This is a genomic window from Cytobacillus kochii (assembly GCF_044790165.1).
Lineage (GTDB): Bacteria > Bacillota > Bacilli > Bacillales > Cytobacillaceae > Cytobacillus > Cytobacillus kochii.
The window spans coordinates 1,732,353-1,758,015 of record NZ_CP085254.1 but is presented as its reverse complement, the minus strand read 5'-3'; the positions used below and the strand labels follow the sequence as shown (position 1 = coordinate 1,758,015).

The 25,663-nt window shown below is 34.4% G+C and carries 25 protein-coding genes; 13 read left to right on the top strand and 12 right to left on the bottom strand.

The window, feature by feature from the left end; all coding sequences use genetic code 11:
• Positions 1-25: 25 nt before the first annotated feature.
• Complete coding sequence (locus LG276_RS09295) at positions 26-1,288, bottom strand: EAL-associated domain-containing protein (RefSeq protein ID WP_404294184.1); 1,263 nt, start codon at positions 1,286-1,288, stop codon at positions 26-28.
• Positions 1,289-1,531: 243 nt separating this feature from the next.
• On the opposite strand from LG276_RS09295, the gene LG276_RS09290 reads away from it, so the two are divergent.
• The 3 genes from LG276_RS09290 (at position 1,532) to LG276_RS09280 (ending at position 3,598) form a co-directional block, all read left to right on the top strand.
• Complete coding sequence (locus tag LG276_RS09290) at positions 1,532-2,368, top strand: metallophosphoesterase (protein ID WP_404294181.1); 837 nt, start codon at positions 1,532-1,534, stop codon at positions 2,366-2,368.
• A 157-nt stretch (positions 2,369-2,525) separates the two neighbouring features.
• Complete coding sequence (locus tag LG276_RS09285) at positions 2,526-3,020, top strand: L,D-transpeptidase family protein (protein ID WP_404294179.1); 495 nt, start codon at positions 2,526-2,528, stop codon at positions 3,018-3,020.
• Between the two features lie 86 nt (positions 3,021-3,106).
• Positions 3,107-3,598, top strand: coding sequence for a YkyB family protein (locus tag LG276_RS09280; protein ID WP_180316977.1), 492 nt, complete (start codon positions 3,107-3,109; stop codon positions 3,596-3,598).
• 282 nt (positions 3,599-3,880) lie between these two features.
• Here LG276_RS09280 and LG276_RS09275 read toward each other — a convergent pair whose 3' ends face one another.
• Entirely contained in the window at positions 3,881-4,774 is an 894-nt protein-coding gene (locus LG276_RS09275) for a chemotaxis protein (protein WP_224937841.1), read from the bottom strand.
• Positions 4,775-4,858: 84 nt separating this feature from the next.
• Positions 4,859-6,175 (bottom strand): MFS transporter, encoded by a 1,317-nt coding sequence (locus LG276_RS09270; protein WP_224937840.1) that lies wholly within the window; start codon positions 6,173-6,175, stop codon positions 4,859-4,861.
• Between the two features lie 327 nt (positions 6,176-6,502).
• Between LG276_RS09270 and LG276_RS09265 the strand changes: the two genes are divergently transcribed.
• Positions 6,503-7,651 carry an aminotransferase A gene (locus LG276_RS09265; RefSeq protein ID WP_289433428.1) on the top strand — a complete coding sequence of 383 codons (1,149 nt, stop codon included), beginning with the start codon at positions 6,503-6,505 and terminating at the stop codon, positions 7,649-7,651.
• A 53-nt stretch (positions 7,652-7,704) separates the two neighbouring features.
• Here the strand turns inward: LG276_RS09265 and LG276_RS09260 are convergent, their stop codons facing one another.
• Positions 7,705-8,580 (bottom strand): NAD(P)-dependent oxidoreductase, encoded by an 876-nt coding sequence (locus tag LG276_RS09260; protein ID WP_224937838.1) that lies wholly within the window; start codon positions 8,578-8,580, stop codon positions 7,705-7,707.
• 73 nt (positions 8,581-8,653) lie between these two features.
• Complete coding sequence (locus LG276_RS09255) at positions 8,654-9,103, bottom strand: hypothetical protein (protein WP_224937837.1); 450 nt, start codon at positions 9,101-9,103, stop codon at positions 8,654-8,656.
• A gap of 171 nt (positions 9,104-9,274) precedes the next feature.
• Here LG276_RS09255 and LG276_RS09250 point away from each other — a divergent pair, with 171 nt between their 5' ends.
• On the top strand, positions 9,275-10,342 hold the full coding sequence (locus LG276_RS09250; RefSeq protein ID WP_224937836.1) for a YeeE/YedE family protein: 1,068 nt from the start codon (positions 9,275-9,277) through the stop codon (positions 10,340-10,342).
• Between the two features lie 12 nt (positions 10,343-10,354).
• Positions 10,355-10,579 (top strand): sulfurtransferase TusA family protein, encoded by a 225-nt coding sequence (locus tag LG276_RS09245; protein WP_095369708.1) that lies wholly within the window; start codon positions 10,355-10,357, stop codon positions 10,577-10,579.
• A gap of 304 nt (positions 10,580-10,883) precedes the next feature.
• On the opposite strand, the gene ptsP is transcribed toward LG276_RS09245, so the two are convergent.
• From ptsP to LG276_RS09230, 3 genes are all read right to left on the bottom strand, one after another.
• Positions 10,884-12,602: a phosphoenolpyruvate--protein phosphotransferase gene (gene ptsP / locus LG276_RS09240; protein ID WP_263624275.1), complete on the bottom strand. Its 1,719-nt coding sequence runs from the start codon at positions 12,600-12,602 to the stop codon at positions 10,884-10,886.
• Entirely contained in the window at positions 12,602-12,868 is a 267-nt protein-coding gene (locus LG276_RS09235) for a phosphocarrier protein HPr (protein ID WP_095369710.1), read from the bottom strand. Before LG276_RS09235 ends, ptsP begins: the two co-directional genes overlap by 1 nt.
• Positions 12,869-12,980: 112 nt before the next feature.
• A complete protein-coding gene (locus LG276_RS09230; protein WP_251162000.1) occupies positions 12,981-13,175 on the bottom strand; it encodes a hypothetical protein in 195 nt (64 codons plus the stop codon).
• A gap of 248 nt (positions 13,176-13,423) precedes the next feature.
• Between LG276_RS09230 and LG276_RS09225 the strand changes: the two genes are divergently transcribed.
• The 3 genes from LG276_RS09225 (at position 13,424) to LG276_RS09215 (ending at position 15,370) form a co-directional block, all read left to right on the top strand.
• Positions 13,424-13,606 (top strand): DUF2187 family protein, encoded by a 183-nt coding sequence (locus LG276_RS09225; RefSeq protein ID WP_095369711.1) that lies wholly within the window; start codon positions 13,424-13,426, stop codon positions 13,604-13,606.
• 366 nt (positions 13,607-13,972) lie between these two features.
• Positions 13,973-14,584, top strand: a complete 612-nt coding sequence (locus LG276_RS09220; protein ID WP_224937834.1) for a CPBP family intramembrane glutamic endopeptidase — start codon at positions 13,973-13,975, stop codon at positions 14,582-14,584.
• A 135-nt stretch (positions 14,585-14,719) separates the two neighbouring features.
• Positions 14,720-15,370: a hypothetical protein gene (locus LG276_RS09215; protein WP_404294175.1), complete on the top strand. Its 651-nt coding sequence runs from the start codon at positions 14,720-14,722 to the stop codon at positions 15,368-15,370.
• Positions 15,371-15,387: 17 nt separating this feature from the next.
• Here the strand turns inward: LG276_RS09215 and LG276_RS09210 are convergent, their stop codons facing one another.
• On the bottom strand, positions 15,388-16,431 hold the full coding sequence (locus LG276_RS09210) for a hypothetical protein (RefSeq protein ID WP_251161407.1): 1,044 nt from the start codon (positions 16,429-16,431) through the stop codon (positions 15,388-15,390).
• A gap of 184 nt (positions 16,432-16,615) precedes the next feature.
• Here LG276_RS09210 and LG276_RS09205 point away from each other — a divergent pair, with 184 nt between their 5' ends.
• The gene (locus LG276_RS09205) at positions 16,616-18,760 is read left to right on the top strand and encodes an AAA family ATPase (protein WP_404294172.1); all 2,145 of its coding nucleotides are present in this window, start codon (positions 16,616-16,618) and stop codon (positions 18,758-18,760) included.
• Between the two features lie 60 nt (positions 18,761-18,820).
• Here LG276_RS09205 and LG276_RS09200 read toward each other — a convergent pair whose 3' ends face one another.
• Positions 18,821-20,515, bottom strand: coding sequence for a M3 family oligoendopeptidase (locus tag LG276_RS09200; RefSeq protein WP_404294169.1), 1,695 nt, complete (start codon positions 20,513-20,515; stop codon positions 18,821-18,823).
• Between the two features lie 253 nt (positions 20,516-20,768).
• Positions 20,769-21,203, bottom strand: a complete 435-nt coding sequence (locus LG276_RS09195; protein ID WP_224937826.1) for a MarR family winged helix-turn-helix transcriptional regulator — start codon at positions 21,201-21,203, stop codon at positions 20,769-20,771.
• Between the two features lie 141 nt (positions 21,204-21,344).
• Here LG276_RS09195 and LG276_RS09190 point away from each other — a divergent pair, with 141 nt between their 5' ends.
• The 3 genes from LG276_RS09190 (at position 21,345) to LG276_RS09180 (ending at position 25,339) form a co-directional block, all read left to right on the top strand.
• Positions 21,345-22,841 (top strand): ATP-binding protein, encoded by a 1,497-nt coding sequence (locus LG276_RS09190; RefSeq protein ID WP_289433413.1) that lies wholly within the window; start codon positions 21,345-21,347, stop codon positions 22,839-22,841.
• 388 nt (positions 22,842-23,229) lie between these two features.
• Positions 23,230-24,453: an MFS transporter gene (locus LG276_RS09185; protein ID WP_289433411.1), complete on the top strand. Its 1,224-nt coding sequence runs from the start codon at positions 23,230-23,232 to the stop codon at positions 24,451-24,453.
• 151 nt (positions 24,454-24,604) lie between these two features.
• Positions 24,605-25,339 (top strand): ZIP family metal transporter, encoded by a 735-nt coding sequence (locus LG276_RS09180; protein ID WP_224937823.1) that lies wholly within the window; start codon positions 24,605-24,607, stop codon positions 25,337-25,339.
• Between the two features lie 2 nt (positions 25,340-25,341).
• On the opposite strand, the gene LG276_RS09175 is transcribed toward LG276_RS09180, so the two are convergent.
• Positions 25,342-25,578: an aspartyl-phosphate phosphatase Spo0E family protein gene (locus LG276_RS09175; RefSeq protein ID WP_289433409.1), complete on the bottom strand. Its 237-nt coding sequence runs from the start codon at positions 25,576-25,578 to the stop codon at positions 25,342-25,344.
• Positions 25,579-25,663: the final 85 nt, after the last annotated feature.

Genomic DNA, 25,663 nt, shown 5'->3' with positions numbered 1-25,663 from the left:
TTATGCTGGTTGATATTGCCTTTATCTATAATAGCCCGTCTCTCTCATATAAAAAATCATAGGAAAGATCTGCGAATAAATACTCTGTTGCTGTTAACGGAAAAGAAAAAGTTCTAATTGTTTCTCCTGTCTCAATATCTGTATAGAGATCTGACAATAAACCTTTTTTATTACTTTTCATTCTCATTATATGCTCTAAAAAATATGGTCTCCAGCTCCAATTTTTATGCAGGTATTCATCTTGTTGTATCCAATTCTTATTTTTCTTAAAAATATTTGGAGTTTGTTGAAAACCATCTTCATTACAAATATATAACCTAAAGGCAACATGATCTAACTTCGTTGCTAGTTTTGTCAGGAATGGCACATAAGATTCATACACATGATTTTTCTGTAAGTATTCTGTCATCGTTTCGTTAAACTTTTCAGTTATCGTGTGTAATGAGTGCAACTTTTTCTTTTCATAGGTGATAAATTGATGACATTTTTCTTTTAATTTTTCCTTCAAGATATCTCGATCAACAAATACACTTCCAGCTTTATGCAAATAGTCTCCTTGGTAATATCTGCCACCATTTCTCCAAGCAAACTGCAACTGAAAATCCATATCGATATTTTCAAATAATAATGTTGCACCAATCTTTCTGGCTAACATTGATAGAGAATAAAGAATTTCTTGATAATGATGATTATTTGATGAAGAACGTAAAGCTTTTAAATCAATTCTTAAAATATTTGGTGCTAACTTCCCAATCTGTTCTAGATTATTATTCGCTTCTCCTAAATTATCGATGGCGATTTTAATGCCATATGTACGATAATAACTAATGAAATGATCCAAATAGTCAAAATCATCATCGATTGGCGTTCTTTTCGTCATACTGATAACAATTCGATCTAACGCAATACCTTGATCCTCATATTTTTTTAAAATATTCAGTAGATGCTCACTATCTTGATTTAATAGCAAGTCAACATTGCGATTAATATATATCATTACATCATCTTTCATTTGAATAGCATGCTCTAACGCTTTTTCCAGCAAAATATCATCGACTTTATTAAGATATTCTTCTGGTATGGATTCGTCAGCTAAAAATGACTTCAAATCAATCTCATTATTTTCCGTTATAAACTTACCAATCACTTCATAACCGATAATTCTATGCTCATCCGCACTAAATATCGGAAAAAAATACGGCATAATTTGTTTGCTGTCTTGTAAGATTTCTAATGGTTCCATAAAGTGGCACTCCCATTTATCTAAACTTTTAATACGATATCCCATTATATCATATTCTCCCCTACATATTGCCAATAGGTCGAAAATTAAAATTTTTATCTATATGTAAAAACTACTAAACTATATATCCTTACAATTTGTTTAGTTAATTATTACAAATTGTTATCAATGATTGGAAATATTGGTCTTTGCTGTTTTTTCGTTCATATATTTGATAGTATGAGAGAGTATATTAAAGAGATTGGTTGGTATAATGTAATGGCAGATAAAATGACTCGGAGAAGTTTTTTGAAAAAAAGTATGGGATCTTTCGTAGCTCTAGCCGCTATCGGTACTGGTGGCTTTTTTTATGCACGTGATATTGAGCCGAAATATTTACAAGTAAATCATCATAACATCATCAAACCTCAATTACCCCACTCTTTTCATAATTTAAAAGTTGTACAATTCAGTGATACACATTTAGGCTTTCATTATGACTTAAATGAACTCAAAAAATTAATGAATAAAATTAACTCATTCCAGCCTGATTTAATTCTTTTTACTGGAGATTTAATGGATAAACCTAATGAGTATCCTTACATCAATCAAATTAGTCCCATATTATCAAAACTTAATGCATCGATTGGTAAATTTGCTATCTATGGCAATCATGATCATGGTGGATATGGTTCTGATATTTACAGAGAGATAATGGAAGAGTCGGGATTTGAGGTTTTACTTAACGAGAGTAAAAAAGTAACCATCAATAATGAAAGCATATATATTTCAGGCATTGATGATGCGATGCTCGGTAAACCAAATTTCCAAACTACTTTTGCGGACATACCTAATGACGGGTATCATATATTCCTATCACATGCCCCTGACTTAGCTGATGAAGCAAGTCAATATCATGTAGACTTTCAATTTAGCGGCCATAGTCACGGTGGACAAATTCAAATCCCCTTCATTGGTGCACTGGTAAAGCCACCCTTTGGAGAAGTTTATTATGAAGGTTTTTATGATGTAGGGGATGAAAAACCACTTAAATTATACGTTAATAGAGGAATCGGGACAACAAGACTACCTTTTCGTTTTCTCTGTCGGCCTGAACTAACAATCTTCACCTTAAAAAGTCAATAACATCGTCTTTTTATCATATTGGGTGAGTTATTCATTTAAAATGAAAGCTCACCTTAAAAATGATCTACCCACATTCCTATTCATTTAAAAAAATGTATGTTACAACTTCCGCTATCATATATATATGGTACCCTTCTCTAGAAAGGATGGATCGGAAATGTATCATATTGTTCAACCTGGAGAATCGATGCAGCTGATTGCTGCAAATTACCGTATACCCTATCACCAATTACTATTAGCAAACCCTGCTATTGTCAATCCATCAATTATATATATCGGGCAACAAATAGTAATCCCTGGACTCCCTAATTCATCAGATATCCCCTATTCTATCGTTGTATCCAAAGAAAAAAGAACGCTTTCCTTATTCAAAAACAGGCAATTAGTGAAAACATATCCGATTGCAATTGGTAAGATGTTAACAACTACACCTGTAGGTCAATTCGTTATCGTCAACCGTGAACCAAACCCTGGAGGTCCTTTTGGGGCATTATGGCTATCACTTTCTAAGAAGGGGTATGGTATTCACGGCACAAACGATCCGAGTTCCATAGGAAAAGCTGTTTCGAAAGGGTGTATTAGAATGCATAATAGTGATGTGCTTGAATTAGCTAGTTTAGTTCCCAATGGAACTTCAGTCGTTATTACTTAATAAATGATAGGGTATTTGAACTTACCCTTTTGTATTTTCTTAAAAAGGGGTATAATGTATACTAATAATTTAATTTTTTCTAAAATATGAAAGGAGTACTTCAATTGAACTCTGCAAGCAATGAGCACCACCCTCAGTTAAAACCAACGGTAGAAAACCTCTCACAAGCAATCTTCACCGTTAACCGTCACGCCAAAACGGCTCCAAATCCGAAGTTTTTATATAAAGTGAAACATGATTCACTACAGAAGCTTCTGAAGGAAGGTAAAGCAAAAAAGATTGGTCTACATTATTCACGAAACCCAAAAAATAGCCAACAACAATCAGATGTATTAATTAAGTGTGGTGCCTACACCTTTCACTTACCACCTTCAAAAATGGATTTTACAGCGTTGCCCCATTTAGGAAACCTGGACTCGTCAGTAAGAAATCCACGCTCCTCTATTTCTTTAAGCCAAGCCAAAAAGCTACTCATGACTTATACCGGTTTAAAAGAAGGCCAACATCATCCAAATAATCGTAAATCAAATAAATATGAAAAACCTGTATTTAAAAAACTAGGGGAATCCTACTTCTAAAATAGTACCTTACCTTTTTAAATAAAAATGAAGTGACTGAAGTCTAGTTTATTCTACCTAAAAAAAGCTATAAACCAAAAAACCCGAACGAATTGCCACTCTCCCGTAGTAGTCAGATTTCTTAACCTGTCTACTTACGGGAGGACACAGCAAATGGTTCGGGTTTTATATTGGGAAAAATCTTATTCTCCTAGGGATAAGAATGGAATCTACTTAAATTCTAAGCTTATATAAACAAGTAAATGAAAAAATGACAAGTAATAATGTGGACTGTCATTTTATTTACAATAACTCTAAAATGACGTTTACAAGGTTTTGGATATCGGGCTTACTTACTTGTGCATCTGCACCAACTTTCCTTCCCTGATGTAGAAGATCTTCCGTAATAAGCGATGAAAAAATAACTACAGGTGTGGATTGTCGTTTACTATCTTGCTTAATATATTTTGTAAGGAAGTGACCATTCATTAATGGCATTTCAATATCAGTAATAACAAGATCGACTTTATTTTCCTCAGATGCTAAATGATTATAACATTCTTCTCCATTTTCAAAGAAAAGTAACTGCTGAAAGCCAGCCTTATTTAATGTTTCTTTTAATATACTGCGTAGCATTGGGGAATCTTCAGCAATAACAATCCTCGCATTCTTTTTATCACCAGCAATATCCGCTTTTAAATCATCTTTGGAGAAACCAATATTGGGATTGATATCAGTCAGGATTTTTTCAAAATCAAGCATCAGAATCATATTTTCTGATTGTTTTACTACACCAAGTGTATAACTATTGTCATTATTATAAATATCATCAGGTTTATCAATTTGATCCCATGACAGACGATGAATCTGCCTTACTTCATCCACGTGAAATATCACCTTCTGCTTATTAAACTCTACAATGAGAAAACTACTGTCATCTTTAACGATGTGTGTATACGAGTCTTGATTGGAAACCAATGCATTTCTCAAGCTAATAACGGGCAAAACTTCACCTCTGAGTTGTGTAATCCCTAAAATAAATGGATGGGCATGTGGAATAGGCGTAATCGCCAATGGGGCAACAATTTCTTTAACCTTATAAACATTCATTCCATAATGTTGATTATTTACTTTGAATTCGATTATTTCTAGTTCATTCATGCCGCTTTCTACAACTGATTGTCTCTCTGAAATCATATAAACGTCTTCCTCTCAATCTTTTTCTTACTCTTAGCTTATATCGGCTAAAACCAATAAGTATAGATAAGAAGAAGTAGATTTTTAGTTCTCTTCAGGCTTAATCCTATTTAAGAAGAATAATCCCACTAGCGTTAAGACGATTAAGGAGCCCATTCCAAACCTACTAGCTATACTACCGTGAGAAGCAAGCAGATACGTAATCGTTCCGAAAATAAACGGGCCAATAATCGATGAGACTTTGCCGGAAAACGCAAATAATCCAAAAAACTGGCCTCTCTTATCTTCTGGTGTAAGTTCGACAATATAAGTTCTCGATGTTACCCACATGGATCCTAGAGCGATTCCAAACATACTACCAGCTATCCAGAACATCCAGGCATTAACGGCAAAAGTACCGATTATTAAAGCAACTAATAGGAGCAGACTCACATATCTAATGGCCCGATAAGCACCAACTGATTTGGTAATATAACCAAAAATAAAAGAGCCGATAATACTTGATACAGTTGAAACTAAATACAATAGGATAAATTCTCCTGCAGAAAAGCCAACAATGGTGCTCGCATAAGGTGCCATCATTGCGATTGTTGTTGCTAAGGCATCATTTAAGAAAAAGTAAGCAATCATAAATGTAAAAATGACACGATGTGATTTTATTTCTTTAAACGTTTTATAAATCTCCTTATATCCTGACAAGAAAGAAGCTTTGTTTTCAACCTGTACTTTTTTCGGATTATCTTTTATAAAAAAGAATAATGGTAATGAAAATAATAAAAATAAAATAGCAGTTGGTATAAAAGCATGATGGAAATCACTGTTTCCAACATATAAATATACAGTTAATCCTAGCAATGTCCCTAAATACCCTATCGCAACACCAAATCCAGATATAAGAGGAACATCTTCTTTTTTCCCTAAATCAGCTATCATCGTGTCATAAAAAACAAGACTCGAATGAAAGAAAAACTTCGCTATAATAAATGAGACGATTACGAGAGCCAAATACAAAGGAACACCCATGATGGTACTAGTCAAATTTATCTCTGCAAATACGCCCATTAAAATGGTAAAGCTTACAGATAACAATGTAAAGATAACGATATATTTTTTCTTCCTCCCTGTTCGGTCAATGAGGACACCAAACAATGGGCTAAAAATCACCAATAAAAAACTGGCTATTGAATTCGCGTAAGCAATAAAAGTATTCGCTAATTGTTCTTGTACTTCATTATTCCCGATAATTTCCTGCATATAAAATGGCCAAAAAATGGTATTAATATTGGAGGAAAAAATCGTATTGGCAAAATCATATAATGCCCATGAAATGATGGGTAAGGTTAAATATGCCTTCCACGATTGATTTCCTTTTTTCTTTTTTAATCCTCTTTCTATTTCCACTCTCATTCTCCCCTCTACATTTGCAAATTGAAATTAGGTAATTTTTTCTTTCATCATACCATTTTTTAGAATTTATTTTATCTCTTTTTTTCTAAAACCTTATTTATTAGCAGTTAAGAAATTGTAAAAAAAGCTACATAATAAAAAGGTTTATCCTATAGGAAAACTTTTGTACAATAAAGAGATAAAACCATGTACTCGGAAAAGAATCAATGTAGAAAGACAACAAAATCAATGAATATCTTTTTTCGCAAATGGTTTGTATAACTACACTACATATAAATATGTTTGAACCGTTCTCATTATTTTTAATTTGAGGTGAATCCATTGGAACATTTAGTTAATCCAAAAGTTAAATCCATTGAAATTTCGGGTATTAGAAAATTCTTTAATATGGTCTCAGATACAAAAGATATGATTTCTTTGACTATCGGACAACCTGATTTTTCCACACCCACACATGTAAAAGAAGCAGCTAAATTAGCGATTGATGAAGATTATACATCGTATACACATAATGCGGGCGATTTGAAATTAAGAGCAGCAGCAACTGATTTTGTTAAAGAAAAATATCAGTTAGATTATGATGAATCAACTGAAGTGATTGTTACTTCAGGAGCTAGTGAAGCAATAGATATTACATTAAGAACGATATTAGATGAAAATTGCGAGGTTATTCTTCCTGGCCCGGTTTATCCCGGCTATGAGCCGATTATTCGCCTCTGTGGGGCAACACCCGTCTATGCAGATATAACAAAAAATCAATTCAAAATGACAGCAAGCGTCATACTTCCTCTTATCAATGAAAACACAAGAGCAATTATTTTACCTTACCCATCAAATCCAACTGGTGTCAGTTTATCTAAAGGTGAAATCGAAGAGATTGCGGATCTAATAAGAGGAAAAGATATTTTTATTGTTGCAGATGAAATTTATAGTGAGTTAAGCTTTGATTCGCAACATTTCTCCATTGGCTCAATATTAAAAGAGCAAACCATTGTCATTAACGGCTTATCAAAATCACATGCCATGACTGGATGGCGAATCGGGTTATTATTTGCTCCAGAGAAAATAGCTAAGCATATCTTAAAAGTTCATCAATATAATGTGACTTGCGCCTCATCTATCTCGCAAATGGCTGCGCTACAAGCATTAACAAAAGGGATAGATGATGCTCTCCCCATGAAGGAAGAATATAAGAAAAGACGGGATTATGTTTTTCAGCGCCTAAAAGCGATGAATCTTGAGGTGGTTAAACCGAACGGAGCGTTTTACTTTTTTGTAAAAATTCCATCGAAACAAATATCCTCATTCGATTTTTGTTTACAATTAGTGAAGCAATCAGGTGTCGCTGTCGTGCCTGGCAGTGCTTTCTCCTCTTACGGGGAAGGTTATTTTAGATTATCTTTTGCCTATTCAATGACTACATTGGAAGAGGGTTTAAATCGATTAGCTTCTTTTCTTGAAATACAATAAAAAAGCTTTGTCGGCCCACTTCCTGCCGACAAAGCTTTTCTTTTTATAAAAAACTATCTTTCCCAATATTTATATAATGCCTGTGTTCCACTTTCCCCTTCTCCTTCAGCAGCTAATTTTTCATACATTTCTCGCGCTAACCTTAGGCCAGGTGTTTCCATTCCCATTTTTTCCGCTTCATCTAAGGCAATTGTCATATCTTTAATAAAGTGTTTTATATAAAAACCTGGAGAGAAATCACCAGAAATCATTCGTGGGACAAGATTTGAAAGTGACCAGCTCCCAGCTGCCCCACTAGTGATACTTTTTAATACGTTCTCACTATTTAATCCTGCTTTTTCTGCATAAATAATCGCCTCACAAACACCGATCATATTCGAGGCTATTGCTATTTGATTGGCCATTTTTGTATGTTGTCCAGCTCCAGCAACTCCTTGATAGACAATGTTTTCGCCCATATATTGTAGAATTGGTAAAATTGCCTGATAGGCAGTATCTTCACCACCCACCATAATAGACAATTTTCCACTTTTAGCACCTATATCTCCACCTGAAACAGGCGCATCAATTGCATAAATCTCTTTTTGTTTTGCCCTTTCAGCAATTTCTTTCGCAAGAGTAGGCGTTGACGTTGTCATATCGATTAAATAAGTATGTGGATTTGCATTTTCAATTAATCCTTCTTCACCTAGATAGATTGATTTCACATCATCAGGATAGCCAACCATAGTAATAACAATGTTTGCTTGCTTGGCTAATTCTTTAGGAGAATGAATCCAACTAGCCCCTTGAGATATTAATTGAGCTGCTTTTTCCTTTGTACGTGAATAGACCAGGACTGTATAGCCTGCTTTAATCAAATGGAGAGCCATACTCTTCCCCATCACTCCTGTACCAATAAAACCAATCTTCGTCTCTTCTTTATTCATTCTCTCTCTCCTTCAAAATAAATATATTGATTATTCTATCATTTATATTTACTATTTGAAAGATAACGGTTTATCAAAGTTGTGAAGAAAAATGAGTTAAATACCCCTTCGCCACACTATGCTCATTATTGATTATTTCGATAGAAACTGCTTGATTCTCAATCATATTTTCAATGTCAAAAACATGTAAATCTTTTTGTAGTGGAATGGGTTCCATATAAATGAAGAAATCTTTCTTCCCTTCAGGTTCAATCACTTCTACCGCCTGCCCGTTTTCATTACCATAAAAGATTTCATCTGCCCCTAAAGCTAAGGCTAGTTCTTTATTATGGATATTGACTTTAATGACATAAGCTTCTTCTTCTAATAAAACTTTATCATTTAACTGAAATCTAAATTGTAATTCATTCGTTCTCGTTAATAAAGCATCTGCATGATGATTAATAATTGATTGCTGATCATTACTTGTACATCCACTAAGAAAAAAGAGAAGGCATACGATAAATATTCGACGACTCAACATTTTCTACTCCCCTTTCAGATACGATTAATCCAGTTATTGTCAAACTTAACAACAATTATTCATCCTTCTATTTTCATTTACTTAAAAAACCCTTGACAATATTTCTGTCTATCCTTTATCATCATAAATCGTAAAGGCTTATAAGTTTACTCGGAATTAGAGGGGATAAATATGATACAAATGTTAATAACTGGATTAATTTGCGGTGCGTTGTTAGGCTTTGTTATGCAACGTGGGCGCTTCTGTTTAACAGGGGGCTTCCGTGATATGTTCATCGCAAAAGATAATCGGATGTTTTATGCCTTACTCATTGCTATTTGTGTGCAAAGTATTGGCGTGTTTACTCTTATTCAATTAGGAATCATCGATTTCACGGCTGGTAATTTCGCTTGGTTAGGAGTTATCTTTGGTTCTTTTGTATTTGGTATCGGCATCGTATTAGCCGGTGGTTGTGCGACTGGTACTTGGTATCGAGCGGGAGAAGGTTTACTAGGTAGCTGGATTGCTCTGTTCGCTTATATGGTAATGGCTGCGGTTATGAAAACAGGCGTACTCGCACCTTTAAATACAGAAATAAGTTCAATTACTTTACCGGAAAACTCAATTGCTGCTACATTTGGTATAAGCAACTGGATTTTCATTATCGCTTTATTACTTATAACTGGCGGTCTTGTTTATCGAGAGCTTAGAAAGCCAAAAATCGCGATACCATCTTTAAAACCTAAACGGACTGGACTTAGCCATTTATTGTTTGAAAAAAGATGGCATCCATTTGTCACTGCAATTCTTGTAGGGCTAATCGCTCTCCTTGCATGGCCACTAAGCGCTGCTACAGGTAGAATGTTTGGTTTAGGCATTACAACACCATCTGCAAACATTCTACAATATTTAGTGATTGGTGATGCTGCATTTATTAACTGGGGAGTGTTTCTTGTATTAGGAATCTTCATTGGATCATTTATCGCAGCCAAAGGCAGCAAGGAATTTCGTTTTAGAATGCCTGATAAAAAAACAGGTATAAATAGTTTTATTGGTGGATTATTGATGGGGTTTGGAGCTAGCCTTGCGGGTGGCTGTTCAATAGGCAATGGACTAGTAATGACTTCAATGATGACATGGCAAGGATGGATCGGTCTCTTATTTATTATTTTAGGTACTTGGACCGCTGCCTACTTTGTCTATGTTAGACCACAGAAAAGACGTGCTTCTCAAAGTACGACATCACAACAAGCTGTATAGGGGGAAACAAACATGCAAAAAACATTAGAAGTAATGGGTCAAGTTTGTCCATTTCCATTAGTGGAAGCAAAATCTGCAATTGAATCGATCCAATCAGGAGATGAACTAATTATTCAATTTGATTGTACACAAGCAACTGAAAGTCTTCCACGCTGGGCTGCAGAAGCTGGTCACCAAGTAACCAACTATGAACAACTTGGAGATGCCGCTTGGACAATTACAATTCAAAAGAAATAAATTAATAAAATCGTTGTAACTAATAAGTTTTTAGCAAAATTCTTGAAACCGAACAATACCTTTGTTCGGTTTTTTTATCTACGATATACGCTTATTGAACGAAATAAAAAATTGCCCTCACGTAAATACCCTAATACACCATAAATAAGCCGATAGATCCTCCTAAATCTAAGTTTAGAACAAAAAGAAAAGCTAGCCAATCGGCTAGCTAATAAGGGGAAAATGAGAATGATTTAGCTGACTTAAGGTTTTCTTAAGTGCATATTTAAGAATTACCCGCATCAGTCAGAACATAAACCATTTTTTATAACTTTTTATAGAAAAAATTTTCTAGTGCCGATTCAATTTCAACAGCATTCGGCAAATTAAGGAGAATATCTATTTTTTTCTCAATTTCTGACTTATTTAACTTACGTATATGCGCTCTGGTCTTAATTATGGCTGCTGAGTGAACAGAGAACTCATCTAAGCCCATTCCCACTAATAATGGTATTGCGACCTCATTGCCCGCCATATCACCGCATATACTGACGGATTTCCCTTCTTTATGGGCAGCATCAATGACATTTTTGATGAGTCGTAAAATAGCAGGGTGGTAAGGTTGATATAAATACGACACCTGCTCATTAGATCGATCGGCAGCCAATGTATACTGAATGAGATCATTTGTACCAATACTGATAAAGTCTACTTCTTTTGCAAATGCCTCAATCATCAGTGCCGTAGCTGGAATTTCGACCATCATACCAAGTTCTATATGACCTATCTCTACCCCTTCTTCTATCAGTTTCTCACATTCTTCTCTGAACATAAGCTTCCCTTGTCTAAACTCTTCAATTACAGCAACCATAGGAAACATAATCTTTAATGTTCCAAACGCACTTGCCCTTATTAATGCGCGTAACTGTGTCCGTAAAATTGATTGTTCACCTAAACAGAAGCGTATTCCCCGTAGGCCTAAAAAAGGGTTCATTTCTTTTGATAATTTTAGATATGGCAGCTCTTTATCGCCACCGATATCAATAGTTCGAACAACTACCGGTTTGCCATTCATCGATTCTAGAACCGATTTATAAACGTGAAATTGTTCTTCCTCAGTCGGTAATTGCTTTTTTTCCATAAAAAGAAACTCGGTTCTAAATAAGCCGATTCCTTCTCCCCCATGCTCGATAACCCCTTTTGCTTCCTCCATGCTACCGATGTTTCCAACAATAGAGAAATATTGCTCATCGAGTGAAATTGTTTTTTCTTTTGCTAACCAAGATAGTTCGGACAAATCTCTTAAAGTCTGTTCCTGTTTCTTTTCATATTCTTCAATCAATTCAGGCGTCGGGTTAATATGAACGATACCCGAATACCCATCAACTACCAGTACATCACCATTCTCGATATCACCTAAGGCCGTTTTTGTACCCACAACAGAGGGAATATTAAGTGATTGGGCAATGAACGCAGCGTGAGAGGTTTTACCTCCCACATTTGTCACTGCCCCTTTCACTTTGCTAGGATTCAATAGCGCTGCGTCTGATGGAGTTAAATCTTCGGATACAATAATTACATTTTCCGTCACCATGGCTGGGTCAAAAACAGGTATCCCTAAAAGATGTGCCTGCAATCGATTGGCAACATCTTTAATGTCTGCTGCTCTTTCTTTTAAATACTCGTTCTCAGTTTGTAATAATAAATGAATATAGTGATCGGTTATTTCTTTCACAGCAAATTCTGCATTGTACTGTTTCTTCATTATCCGATCTATCACTGGTTCAATTAATTCCGGATCCCTCAAAACAAGAAGATGTGCATCAAAAATTGTAGCATTTTCAATTCCTGCCTCGGTACTCGCATGCTCTTTAATTTGCTTTAATTCATCAACGGTTTTTTCGAGTGCTTCATAAAAAAGGTTAACTTCTTTCGTACTGTTTTCAACCTTTTTGCACTCGATTTTCACATCAATTGGCTCAAAGCGAAAAGCTTTTGCAATAGCGATTCCTTCTGATGCAGGTATCCCTTGTAAGAAAGCCATTATTCCGCAAGACCTTCTTCTTTAAGCATTGTAGCAAGTTGTTCAATAGCCGCTTCTTCATCGTTACCATCAACGATAATAGTAATTTCCGCACCTTTGCCAGCTGCTAATGCCATTACACCCATAATTGATTTTAGATTTACTTTTCTCTCTTTATACTCTAATTGAATATCTGAAGTAAATCTGCTCGCTGTTTGCACTAATTGTGTGGCTGGTCTAGCATGAATCCCTGTTGGTGAAGTTACAATAAATTTTTTCTCTATCATTTTCATCGATCTCCTTTTTCATCACTCTTATATGTAATATAGATATCCATTAGAATAACACATTTTTTAGGATTCTTTTACTATATCACATGTATAAAAAACAAACCTTTTTTTAACTTCTAGGTTCAGTTAAATATTGATAAATAACATCCCCACCTCTTTGTGCAATTCCTCTAATGTATTTAAAATCTTCCCTTTTTACAATGACTGAGCGAAACGTTAAAAAATCTTCTTTTTTCACATAGTACTCTTCTATCTCTTTGTCCTTTAATTTGTTTATGATTTCTTCTATTGATGATGCATCCATATTATTCACCTCTGCTTCCTTCTATTTTATAAAAAAACTGCGCTCTTTTAAAGAGAATCAATTAGATTTAGGTTATATCCATAAAACAACGTAAGAACTATGGTTTACAGCAAAGGAGGAAAATGTAGACAAGTCACTCAAAAGGGTTTATATTTTTCGTATTATTAGTGTAAATTCCTTTACGAAAAAACAGTTTTAGTGCAAAATGGTTATTAACAAAAAATTTGGAAAGAAAAGGGGCAATTTATGTGAAAAAAGCTGAAGTTGGAAACATTATTGAATTTAGAGATGGCTTAAGGGGCATTGTCGAAAAAGTAAATGAGAACTCCGTCATCGTTGACTTGAGCTATATGGAAAACTACAGAGATTTAGAATTAGAACACAGGACAGTTGTAAATCATAAAAACTATAAAATTGTCCAAGAAAATTAATATAAATCCAAAATACCCATTTTATTTTTTACACATAAAAAATAACTATAAATTAATCGACACTTCATTAAAAAAAGTCCGAACAAAGTGAATTCCTTCATAAGAATTCAGATTTGTTTGGATTTTTTCTTTTCTGCTACTCCTGCTTCAATGAGAATAGCGATAATAACATCTAGTTCCTTCAGACAGAATATATAGTTATCCCTCATACTATCTTTCTACTCTAGTTCTACCTATATACTCACCCTTTTCTTTCTCTTTGACATATATTCGTCATAAATATAATCCTCAAATAAGATAATCATATTTTTTTTACTGCTTTTTTGATAGAATAATGATTGTCTTGCATGAAAGGGGTTATATGAAATGCGTAAGAATTCACCTGACATTCGCTTAATTGTCGGGATCGTCCTTGCACATGTACTAATGTATTTCACATTTGAGGACAAATCAATCTTCTGGTATATCTTTAGTGCCACCATGTTATTTCTTATTAGTTTTGCCATTATAAGTATAGAACTAGATCATCAAGAAACCTTTACCCAAAACTTATTATGGGGTACTTTATCAGGGGTTTTTCTATATGGCATTTTTTGGTTAGGTTATACAGTATTAAGTTTTATCGGCCTCTCGATCACAGAACCTGTTGAAAGGCTCTATAGTTATTATGGCGCAAAGAATATATGGCAGTATCTGTTATTAATATTCCTTTTCGCTCCAGGTGAAGAAATTTTCTGGCGTGGATTTGTACAAAAGAGGGTAATGAACTATACCAATGGTTTTCTTGCTGTTGGCATCTCCTCTATTCTTTTTGCTTCTGTACAGTTTTATTCAGGCTCATGGGCTCTGGTACTGGCAGCATTAATAGCAGGATTATATTGGGGAACCATTTACCTTTGGAAAAGAAGCATTGTTTTACTTATCACTTCACATATTATATTTTCCTTGCTCCTTTTTGTATTCTTTCCTCTAGTATAACCAGATAGATTTTGTAAAATGGTCGTAAGCATATAGCTGTTAGCTTTATCCAAAATTATTAGAGGAAATTTGTAACAAGTACACAGCATTTCTCGTCTAATGCTTTGATTACGTAACTTAGGGAGGAAATTTGTTTTGAAGAACTTTTTAAAATGGTTAACTGTTCCCTTAGCTATCTTTCTATTAGCAGCATGCGGAACGTCAGAAACAGACAATGGCAATGGTGAAAATAATAATAGTAATCCACCAAATGAAGAAGTAGATGAAGATGAAAATCAAAACGAAAACAAAGACGATAGCCAAAAAAAAGAAAATGAAATTCGCGTGATGGAGGAAAATTTATCATATGAAATAGACGGTGAAACAAAAGAAGAAACTGCTTTTCTTAAAGAAAGTGACAATCAAGCGTTTTCTTTACATGTTTTACCTGATTTCACCTTAACTGCAGAGGAACCAAATAAAGATATCCTCCATTTAAATGATCAATCTGAGGTGTTTATGCGAATTGAGGTACTTCCTGAAGAAGTAGACATGAAACAACTTGAAGAGAATACAATGATCCAACTTCAATCTGTTAACGAAGAAGTAGAGCATCCTTCTCTTCCTCAAGATGACTTTTTCAAAGATGCTGTTATGATGGAAGCTTCATCTGAAACCGATACAGTAACGGCATTTATTGTCCACAATGATTCAGCCCAAGTAAAGCTTACTTTATTTAATAAGAATGAAGATGCCAACTATAAAGATGCTTTTATTGAAATGGCAAAAACCATTCAAACAAAATAATAAAAAAAGAGACTGTCCTAGCTGTCAGTCTCTTTTTTCATCCATAATAAGATAATAAATGTTAAACTAATATAACCAAATAAAGGATATAAATAGGAAAGCAGTTCTCCATACTCAATGAATGAACCGAAATAGCAGACGGTAAAAATCCCAATCACTGTTACAACCGTAGGAATATTAAAATATTGCCGAATTTGCCTTTCCACTCCAAAAACGTTTCCAATCACTGAAGTAAAGATTTCACCATAAATAACAAATACGAATATCCAATATATTGAGGACGCAAGTGACTTCATAATAGCAGCCATAGGAATTTCATAACTTTCTAAATTAGGAATATTCACCAATGACAAATGACTAGAAACTAAAATCATTGTCAGTGCAATCCCACCAAAATATCCTCCCCATTTAATCGTATGTATATCTTTAATATCCGAAGCAACTGGAACTAACACAGCTTGCGCTAACATTAAATTGAATGCGGCATACGTAAATGGAGATACAACTGATTTCCAACCATCCTCAGCAAAAGGAATATATAAGATATTTTCTAAAAAGAACGGCTGTTGAATAGAGAAAAACAATAAGATAAAACTAAAACTGATCATCATAGGAACGACAACCACGTTTACAGCAAATAATCCTTTTATACCTACAAGCATTGTTATAATTGATAAAGCAATTGTAAATACCACACCAATTGATTTAGATAATCCTAGCTGTTCTTCAAACACAGCACCTGCACCTGAAAGCATAACAGCACAGACACCTAATAACATGATGAGCATTAATCCATTGATAATTAAACCAAAATGCTTTCCAAACAAATGTGTATTTAACTCTTGAAAAGATCTTGCATTTATTTTTGCAGCAATGATCATTAGTTTTGATCCTAAAAACACAAATATATATCCACTCATTAAAATCCCAATTAAACCAATAAAACCAAATCTCGAAAAGAATTCGACGATTTCCCTGCCAGTTGCAAACCCTGCGCCAACAACAGTCCCTACATAGACTGCTGCGATTTGAAAGGAAGCTCCCCAATTAATTTTCGTCAAGTCGATCTCCTCCTTCTCCACAATATATGTAAAGAAGGACAAACAAAGACGAGCTTTTTCTTACTGAATACCTTTTTTCTATTTAAATAAAAAACTTAATCAAAATACTTGAAAGTCGAATAAGGTCAAAGTATACTGTATCCATAAGGTCAAAGTTAGTCAAAGTCAAAAGGAGGAAACTTTAATGAAATGTCAAGCATGCAAACAAAATGAAGCGAATGTCAATATGAGATATGCGATTAACGGTAAGGAGACAACCATTCGTCTTTGTCAAAGCTGTTACGAGAAAGAAAAACAATCTCTTCCTGCCTTTGGTCCAACGATGAATGGTTTCTCAGGTTTTATACCATTCGATGATCTTTTTAAACAATTGACAAATGGGCAAGATGCTCATCATCAAAGTCAACAACAACCGAATGAACCATCTCAAAGAAAACAAAATGGTAGTGGTGGATTCATTGATCAATTCGCTAAAAACTTAACGCAAATGGCTAGAGCGGGGCTCATTGATCCCGTGATTGGTCGAGATAAAGAAATAGCACGGGTAATTGAAATACTAAATAGACGAAGTAAAAACAATCCGGTATTAATCGGTGAACCCGGTGTTGGAAAAACAGCTATCGCTGAGGGATTTGCACTAAAAATAGCTAATAGTGATGTACCAAAGAAATTACTCAATAAAGAAGTTTATTTGTTAGATGTGGCCTCTCTTGTTTCGAATACAGGTATTAGAGGTCAATTTGAAGAAAGAATGAAACAACTAATAAATGAAGTACAAACACGAAAAAACATAATCCTTTTTATTGATGAAATCCATTTATTAGTTGGTGCGGGTTCAGCTGAAGGATCGATGGATGCTAGCAATATTTTAAAACCTGCACTAGCACGTGGTGAGATGCAATTAATTGGGGCAACTACTCTTTCTGAATATAGAAAAATAGAAAAAGATGCAGCATTAGAAAGACGATTCCAACCAGTTCACGTCAAAGAACCAAGTTTAGAGGAAGCAAGACATATCCTCGAAGGATTAAAAGACAGTTATGAAAGCTTCCATGATGTTATTTATACAGAGGAAGCCATCACAGCTTGTGTAGAACTATCGTCAAGATATATTCAAGACCGCTTCTTACCAGATAAAGCAATTGACCTTATGGATGAAGCTGGCTCAAAATTAAACCTAACATTAGGTGTTTCCTCTGATGAGGATATTGAATTGCGTTTAAAAGAAATAGCAAAGCAAAAAGAACAGTTGCTTAAAGAAGAAAGGTATGAAGAAGCAGCTCAATTAAGAGATAAAGAAACAGAATTGGAGAAGGCTCTTGGTTCAAACACAAGAGAAAGAGCGAAAGTAGAAGTCGAACATATCCAAAAAATCATTGAAGATAAAACCGGTATACCAATCGGGAAATTAATGACAGATGAACAATCTAAGATGAAACATTTACAAGAAAATCTAAACCATAAAGTTATTGGCCAAGAAGTAGCAGTCGAAAAAGTAGCAAAAGCTATTAGAAGAAGTCGTGCAGGTCTTAAATCTAAACATCGACCTATCGGATCGTTTTTATTTGTTGGACCAACAGGTGTTGGTAAAACAGAATTAACGAAAACATTATCTGAAGAATTATTCGGTACAAAAGAATCTATGATAAGACTTGATATGAGTGAATATATGGAAAAACATAGTGTAGCGAAAATTATTGGTTCTCCTCCAGGTTATGTTGGCCATGAAGAAGCAGGACAATTAACAGAGAAAGTACGTAGAAATCCGTATAGCATTATCCTATTAGATGAGATTGAGAAAGCACATCCCGATGTGCAGCACCTTTTTCTACAAATACTTGAAGATGGTCGCTTAACAGATAGTCAAGGTAGGACTGTATACTTTAACGAAACCGTTATTATTATGACAAGTAACGCCGGTGTTCAAACAAAAGAAGTCCAAGTCGGCTTTGCAACGGATAATAAAGCTTGGAATGAAGCAAGTATACTCGACTCATTAGGACAATTCTTTAAACCTGAATTTCTAAACAGGGTTGACAATATTGTTGAATTTAAATCATTAACCAAAGAGCATCTTCTTATTATCACTGATTTACTATTAGAAGAATTGAATTTAATCTTAGCACAATCTAATATACACCTAAGTGTGACAGATGAGGTAAAAGCAAAATTGGCACAATTAGGTTATCACCCTGCATTCGGTGCCCGCCCTCTCAGAAGGGTCATTCAGGAACAATTAGAAGATAAGATTGCAGACAAAATTATTGATGAGGAAGAACAAAGCGAATTAACCGCAGTTTTAGTAGAAGATAATATTGTCATTCGATAAAAAAGAAGATAATTTCATCAAAAAAGGAGAGGTTTTGCCTCTCCTTTTTCCACTCATTCTTTAAAGTTTTTTATCATCGACTTGATTTAGCCACTTCTCAATTGATCCAACAACGGATTCTACACAACCATCTTCAAAAGGAGAAATCAGATTTGCTTCAGATACTAATCCTGTAAATGATTGGCTACCGCCAAGTTTACATAAATGAAGATAATCATTCCAAGCTTCTTCATGATTCTCTTGTGATTTTTGCCAAAATTGAAAGGCACAAATTTGCGCTAACGTGTAATCTATATAATAAAATGGCGAGCTATAAATATGGCCCTGTCTTTGCCAATAACCGCCTCTTTCTAGATAGTCGTTGTCTTCATAATCTTTATAAGGCATATACTTTTTCTCAATCTTTCTCCATGCTGCTTTTCTTTCCGCTGGAGTAGCTTGATAGTTTTCATAAACCCAATGCTGAAATTCATCAACAGCTACGCCATAAGGCAAGAAAATTAGGGCACTGCTTAAATGGGCAAAGCGATATTTGTCTCCATCTTCTTTAAAAAACGTATCCATCCATGGCCAAGTGAAAAACTCCATACTCATTGAATGTATCTCTGCCGCTTCATGTGTTGGCCATATATATTCAGGAATCTCAAAACCTTTGCTTGCGTAAACTTGAAAAGCGTGACCTGCTTCATGTGTTAAAACATCAATATCCCCTGATGTCCCATTAAAATTAGAAAAGATAAATGGTGCTTGATAATCCTCAATAAACGTACAATAGCCTCCACTTTCTTTCCCCTTCTTCGCGAGTAAGTCCATTAATTCATTATCAATCATGAAATCAAAAAATTCGCCTGTTTCTGGTGAAAGTTCTTGATACATCGTTTGTCCTTTATTAATAATCCAATCGGGGGAGCCTTTAGGGATTGCATTTCCAGAAAGAAAATTAAACGGTTCATCATAGTACTTTAAGGAATCCACGTCGATTCTTAGGCGCTGTCTTTCTTTTAATTTAGCGACCATCGGGACAATAAACTCTTCCACTTGTTTTCTAAACTTTGCAACCATCTTGGCATCATATCCAATTCTAAGCATTCGATAATACCCTAGTTCAACAAAGTTTTCATACCCTAATTGATGTGCAATCTCAGTTCTTATTTTAACTAAGTCATCATAGATCTGGTCTAGTTTATGTTCGTTATCTTCCAAAAATCGGAATTTAGCCGCACTCGCTTCTTTTCTTAGTTGGCGGTCTTTCGATTCTATGTATGGATCTAGCTGTGCTAATGTTAATTCTTTGCCATCAAAATTTATTTTTGCGGAAGCGATTAACTTATTATAATCACTTGTCAGTTTATTTTCCTTTTGCAATAATGGTACAATTACCGGCTTGAAAGTTTTCAATTCACTATCTGCTAAAGCAAATAGCTGTTTGCCCCATTTGTTTTCGAGCTCTTCGCGAAACTTAGATTGCACTAGTGCTTCATAAAATTGTGTACTAAGTCCTTCAATCTCTGGGCCTATTTCATCTGTATAATCTTGTTCTTGTTGATAAAATTCATCATTCGTATCAATCGAGTGCCTAATCATAACTAAATTTAACATCGTATACAATTTATTTCGTATACGATTAATCTTCTTCATCGCTTCTATTTGTTCCTCGGCTGTTTTTGCTTTTTTAAATGCCAGTAGTGCAGCATCAAACTGAACTTTTGCTTTGTCCATTTGTGGCCTTTTGTATTCATAATCAGGAAATTTCATCCCCCTACACCTCCAAGTAATAATCGCTAATTTGTATGTATTTCATGAAGAAAAAAATTTAATTAAGTTAACTCTTTCTATAATAGATTATAAAATCCTGCATATTTATCATTAAATAATGCTCAGGACTTAAGTAGGAACTAATAATGATTAAATTTAATTAGAAGTTTTCAATTAACTTTTAACATAGAAATACTCACTATAGTTCACCATTCTACAATAAAAGAAAAAAACGATTCTTTATGAACCGTTTTTATCGATTACTAATAGATAACCCGAGTTTTTTTATTAATTCTATAGCTGTCTCTTTTTCTTCTGCATCTAATTCACTCATTAATTCATGAATGTACTCTTCATGGCCTGGAAATACGTTTTCAATAAACGCCTTACCATCTTCTGATATTTCAGCATAAGTCACTCTTCGATCATTCGGGCATGCAACTCTTCGCAAATACCCTTTACTTTCTAATTTGTCAACTACATACGTAATACTTCCACTAGCAAGCAAAATTTTACCACCTATTTGCTGTAAAGGTTGATTACCTTTATGATATAGTAATTCTAGTACAGCAAATTCAGTTGGATTTAATCCATAGGTTTGAATTTTACGATTAACAATTTCATTAATCGCTCTATTCGCTCTTGAAAGCACAATATATAGTTTGAGTGATTGGCTAGATTCTGTCATGTCTCCAATCCTCCTAAAATAATTTAAAATATAGATTATTGAATTCAAACTAATTATAAGTAACGAACAGCCTACTGTCAATTTCTATATTTTTACTAAAAAATACTCATGGATCCGATTTTTATGGAGAAGAAAAAGAAAATGAAAAGAAAGAATAATTATTTCCTATATGTAATTATAGTTATTATGCCGTCTATTTTAGGAATGCTTACTATTTATCATTATGTAACAGACCGTGAAGAAACAGAAAGATTAAATGACGCAAAGTGGATTGCAACCATTCATCAAAAAAACTGGAATCAATTCATCTCTGAAACAGTTACCACATTAGATATTTTAGCATTATCAATTGACGCTCAAGATGATATGGAAGCTGTTCGAGAAGTAGTAAGAAGCACACAATTAACTGACATGAGATATGGCAGCATGTTTCTACTGGACGCAACAGGTACTTTGGAAACAGGAACATCAGAATTATTAAAGGATCATGACTTTAATAATGATCCATATATTCAAGAAATTATGCGCACGAATGATTTAATTATATCCGAAGAAGTGGAAACATTAACACCTGAACAACAAGTCATCGGGATTGCAAACCCTATTCTTGATGTTAATTTCCAACTAGAAAGAATAGTAGGTGCACATTTAAGAGTAGATTACATGCAAAATATTATGAAAATGCTTACTCCTGATGCTTCCATCTCCATTACGAACTCTAGTGGAAAGCAAATAATGAATATGAATGGTGGTATAGGTAAGAATGATCAAGTTTATACTTTACCAATTGATCGTCTGCCTTGGAATATTGAAGTGAGTGTTTCAGATGTCGCTAGCGGTAATTTACTTAAGCGTACTGCAATCTTCTTCTTTCCCCTTTTTATTTTGCTTCATATTTTCTTTTTCTTTATAAAATATTTCATGTTAAAAAAACATGCCAAAAACGCTGAGAAAGAAAATGAAATACAGAAACTAGAGCTAGTCGGAAATTTAGCTGCAAGTACAGCCCATGAAATCAGGAATCCACTTACTGGTGTGAAAGGATTGATTCAATTATTATCAGAGAAACATAAACAAGAAGAAGATCAGTATTATTTCTCTATTATAAATAATGAAATCAGTCGTATCAATGAAATCGTCAGTGAGTTTCTAATTCTTGGGAAGCCGACAATTGAAAAGAAAGAACATATTTATGTACAAGATATTATACGTGAACTTGAACCACTTATTAAATCTGAAGCCAACTTAGCCAATATTCACTATGAAGATTCTTTACCAGAAGAACCCGTAGGAATATATTGCAACAAAGATCAAATGAAGCAAGTGTTTTTAAATATCGCTAAAAATGCTCTTGAGTCAATGAGTAGTAATGGATATTTGTCAATATCTCTCACAACAAGCGCTCATCATTGTTATCTCACCATTAAGGATACTGGAGTAGGTATACCAAAGAAAGAGATGGACAGAATCTTTGAACCATTTTATACTTCTAAAGATTATGGTACAGGCCTTGGACTTGTTGTATGCAAAAGGATTGTCGAAGCAAATAAGGGAGAAATCACAATCGAAAGTAGTGCTTCTAACGGTACAGTTGTGACAATCATTTTACCGCTAGATTCTCATTCATTTGATGCTTAAACATATCAATCATAGGGGAAGCCTTATAAAAGATTTGCTTCCCTTATAAGATGGATATGTTTCCTTCTGCTGGAAAGGCTAATAACAAAGGAATCGACCTTCATTTTTTTCATTTACTACCATTTTTTCTATATGTTACCTAAATGGCATAGAATCGGACTAAGTTCTAATATACATAGTCTTTCGAGCAATAAGAAATAAAAAAGGATGAAGAATAGTTGAAATCCAATTACAACTAATGTTTGAGGATTGAAGAACAAGTGGTTACTGAAAAGGATGTCTTTTTGAATATTTCAATTTTTTTAAAGAAAGACTTGATTTTTGTTCATTTAACTTCAATAATTATTTCGTATATTGAATTATTCTTACATAAAAGGAGTCCTTCCCTATGAGCCAAGCTATTTCTCTTAAAGCCCTTCCTAAACAAGGATATACTAGCTATCGTATTTTATTTATCATTGGGCTTTGTCATTTGTTAAATGACGCCATTCAGGCAATCATCCCCGCAATGTTTCCTATTTTAGAAAGATCAATGGGACTAAGTTTCACCCAGTTAGGGATGATTGCTTTTGCATTAAATATTGTTTCGTCTGTTCTTCAACCTGTTATTGGCAACATGACAGACAAAAAACCAATGCCTTTTGCCTTACCAATTGGTTTAACCATTACTTTATTCGGTATCATTGGATTGGCTTTTGCGCCTAAGTATGAATGGATTATCATTTCCGTCATATTTATAGGATTAGGATCTGCTATTTTTCATCCTGAGGGCTCAAGAGTTGCATACATGGCCGCTGGACCAAGAAGAGGATTAGCTCAATCCATTTATCAAGTTGGTGGAAATAGCGGTCAATCGCTAGCCCCATTAATTACGGCCTTGGTACTCGTTCCTTTTGGGCAAAAAGGCGCTTTATGGTTTACTATTGCCGCTTTTTTAGCCGTTTGTTTTCTCGCCTATATTGCCATTTGGTATGCTAAAAATCTAAGATTGCAAGCAGCTAATAAAAAGGCAAAGAAAAAGGTAGCTGCACATAAACCACTTACCAAATCAGTAAAAATAGCATTAGCTATTGTGCTCATTCTTATTTTTGCCCGATCTTGGTATGTTTCAGGGATGACAAACTTTTATGCCTTTTATGCAATTGAGAATTATGCTTTCTCTATCAGCGGCGCACAAACAATGCTATTTGTATTTTTATTAGCTGGTGCTATTGGTACCTTCTTCGGAGGACCTTTAGCAGATAAATTTGGTCGTAAGACAGTTATATTTTTATCATTGGCGCTTTCTTGTCCATTTTCCATCCTCATTCCATTTGTACCAGCTAGTGTTGCGTTTGTTTTTTTGGCACTTACAGGTTTTATACTGATGCTTAGCTTTTCTGTAACAGTTGTCTATGCACAAGAATTAGTACCTGGTAAAATCGGTATGATGTCTGGCTTAACAGTTGGATTTGCATTTGGAATGGGTGCAATTGGATCGATTGCATTAGGTTATTTAAGTGACTGGGTTGGTATAAACCAGACGATGATGTTCACTGGGTTACTTCCTTTAATCGGGTTCCTCACTCTTTTGTTACCATCAGATCAAAAAATTGCTGAATGGAATGAATGATTAATGGATGTTACTATTCATAATTGACATTAAAGAAGAGGTCACATTTTTTATATGACCTCTTTCCTTGATTATGCATATACTAGGCTAAATGACTATCTGCATCTTATTGATAAAAATCAGGGATGATTCTAAAGAGGTGAGTTATAAAATGACAGAAGTGCTATATGGAACAATCCTTTCAGCTATGTCTACAGGACTTGGTGCATTGATTATTTTGTTTATTGGCCAATCGATGACACATAAATGGCGTGATATATTACTCGCATTTACTGCAGGTATTATGATGGCTGCTTCAACAATGAGTCTTATTCCAGAGGCATTAAATGCAGGAGGGTTTTTACCATTAGTCGTAGGAATTTTTCTAGGGGTTTTAACTTTAACATTGCTAGAAAAAAACATTCCACATATTGACATCGCTCATAACAAAAAAGGGATTGAATTTGATGAAAAAGCGATGTTAATTGTTGCTGCTATTACACTTCATAACATTCCGGAAGGACTTTCTGTTGGTGTTAGTTATGCGTCCGAAAACGGAGGAGACACTGGTAATTTAATTGCATTTGCCATTGGTTTGCAAAATGCACCTGAAGGATTCTTAGTTGCTTTATTTTTGGTCAACCAAAAAATCAGTAGATTCAAAGCATTTATCGTTGCCACGTTAACAGGAACAATTGAAATTTTCACAGGCTTATTAGGATTTTATTTAACCTCTTATGTTGCTTCACTTGTCCCTTATGGGCTTTCATTTGCCGCAGGAGCCATGCTATTTATTATTTATAAGGAATTAATCCCAGAGAGCCATGGAGATGGTCATGAAAGAACATCTACCTATTCTTTTATCATTGGTTTACTTTTCATGATCTTATTAATTGAACTTTTTTAATTTCATACAGCTTTGGTTTTTATATTTACATGGTATTGTTTAATATTTAATTTAAATTCTCGGGTCCTACGGGGCTCGAAGTTTATTTTTGCTTTCTGATATTCATATATAAGCATGTCTAGTTCCTGACTATGCTGGATAGTTAATTTGTCATTAATACCTACTTTCCACGCACATTTCATCATAATTTCTCTTTTCATTTGAATCTTGTCCAATAATTCCCTTTGATTTAACTTCAACTTTTCTCCTCCTAAAATTGTCCTGCTTTCGATTATTTTTTGCCTACTTGAGAAATTATTACAAGAATTTTTATAAAAGTAAATA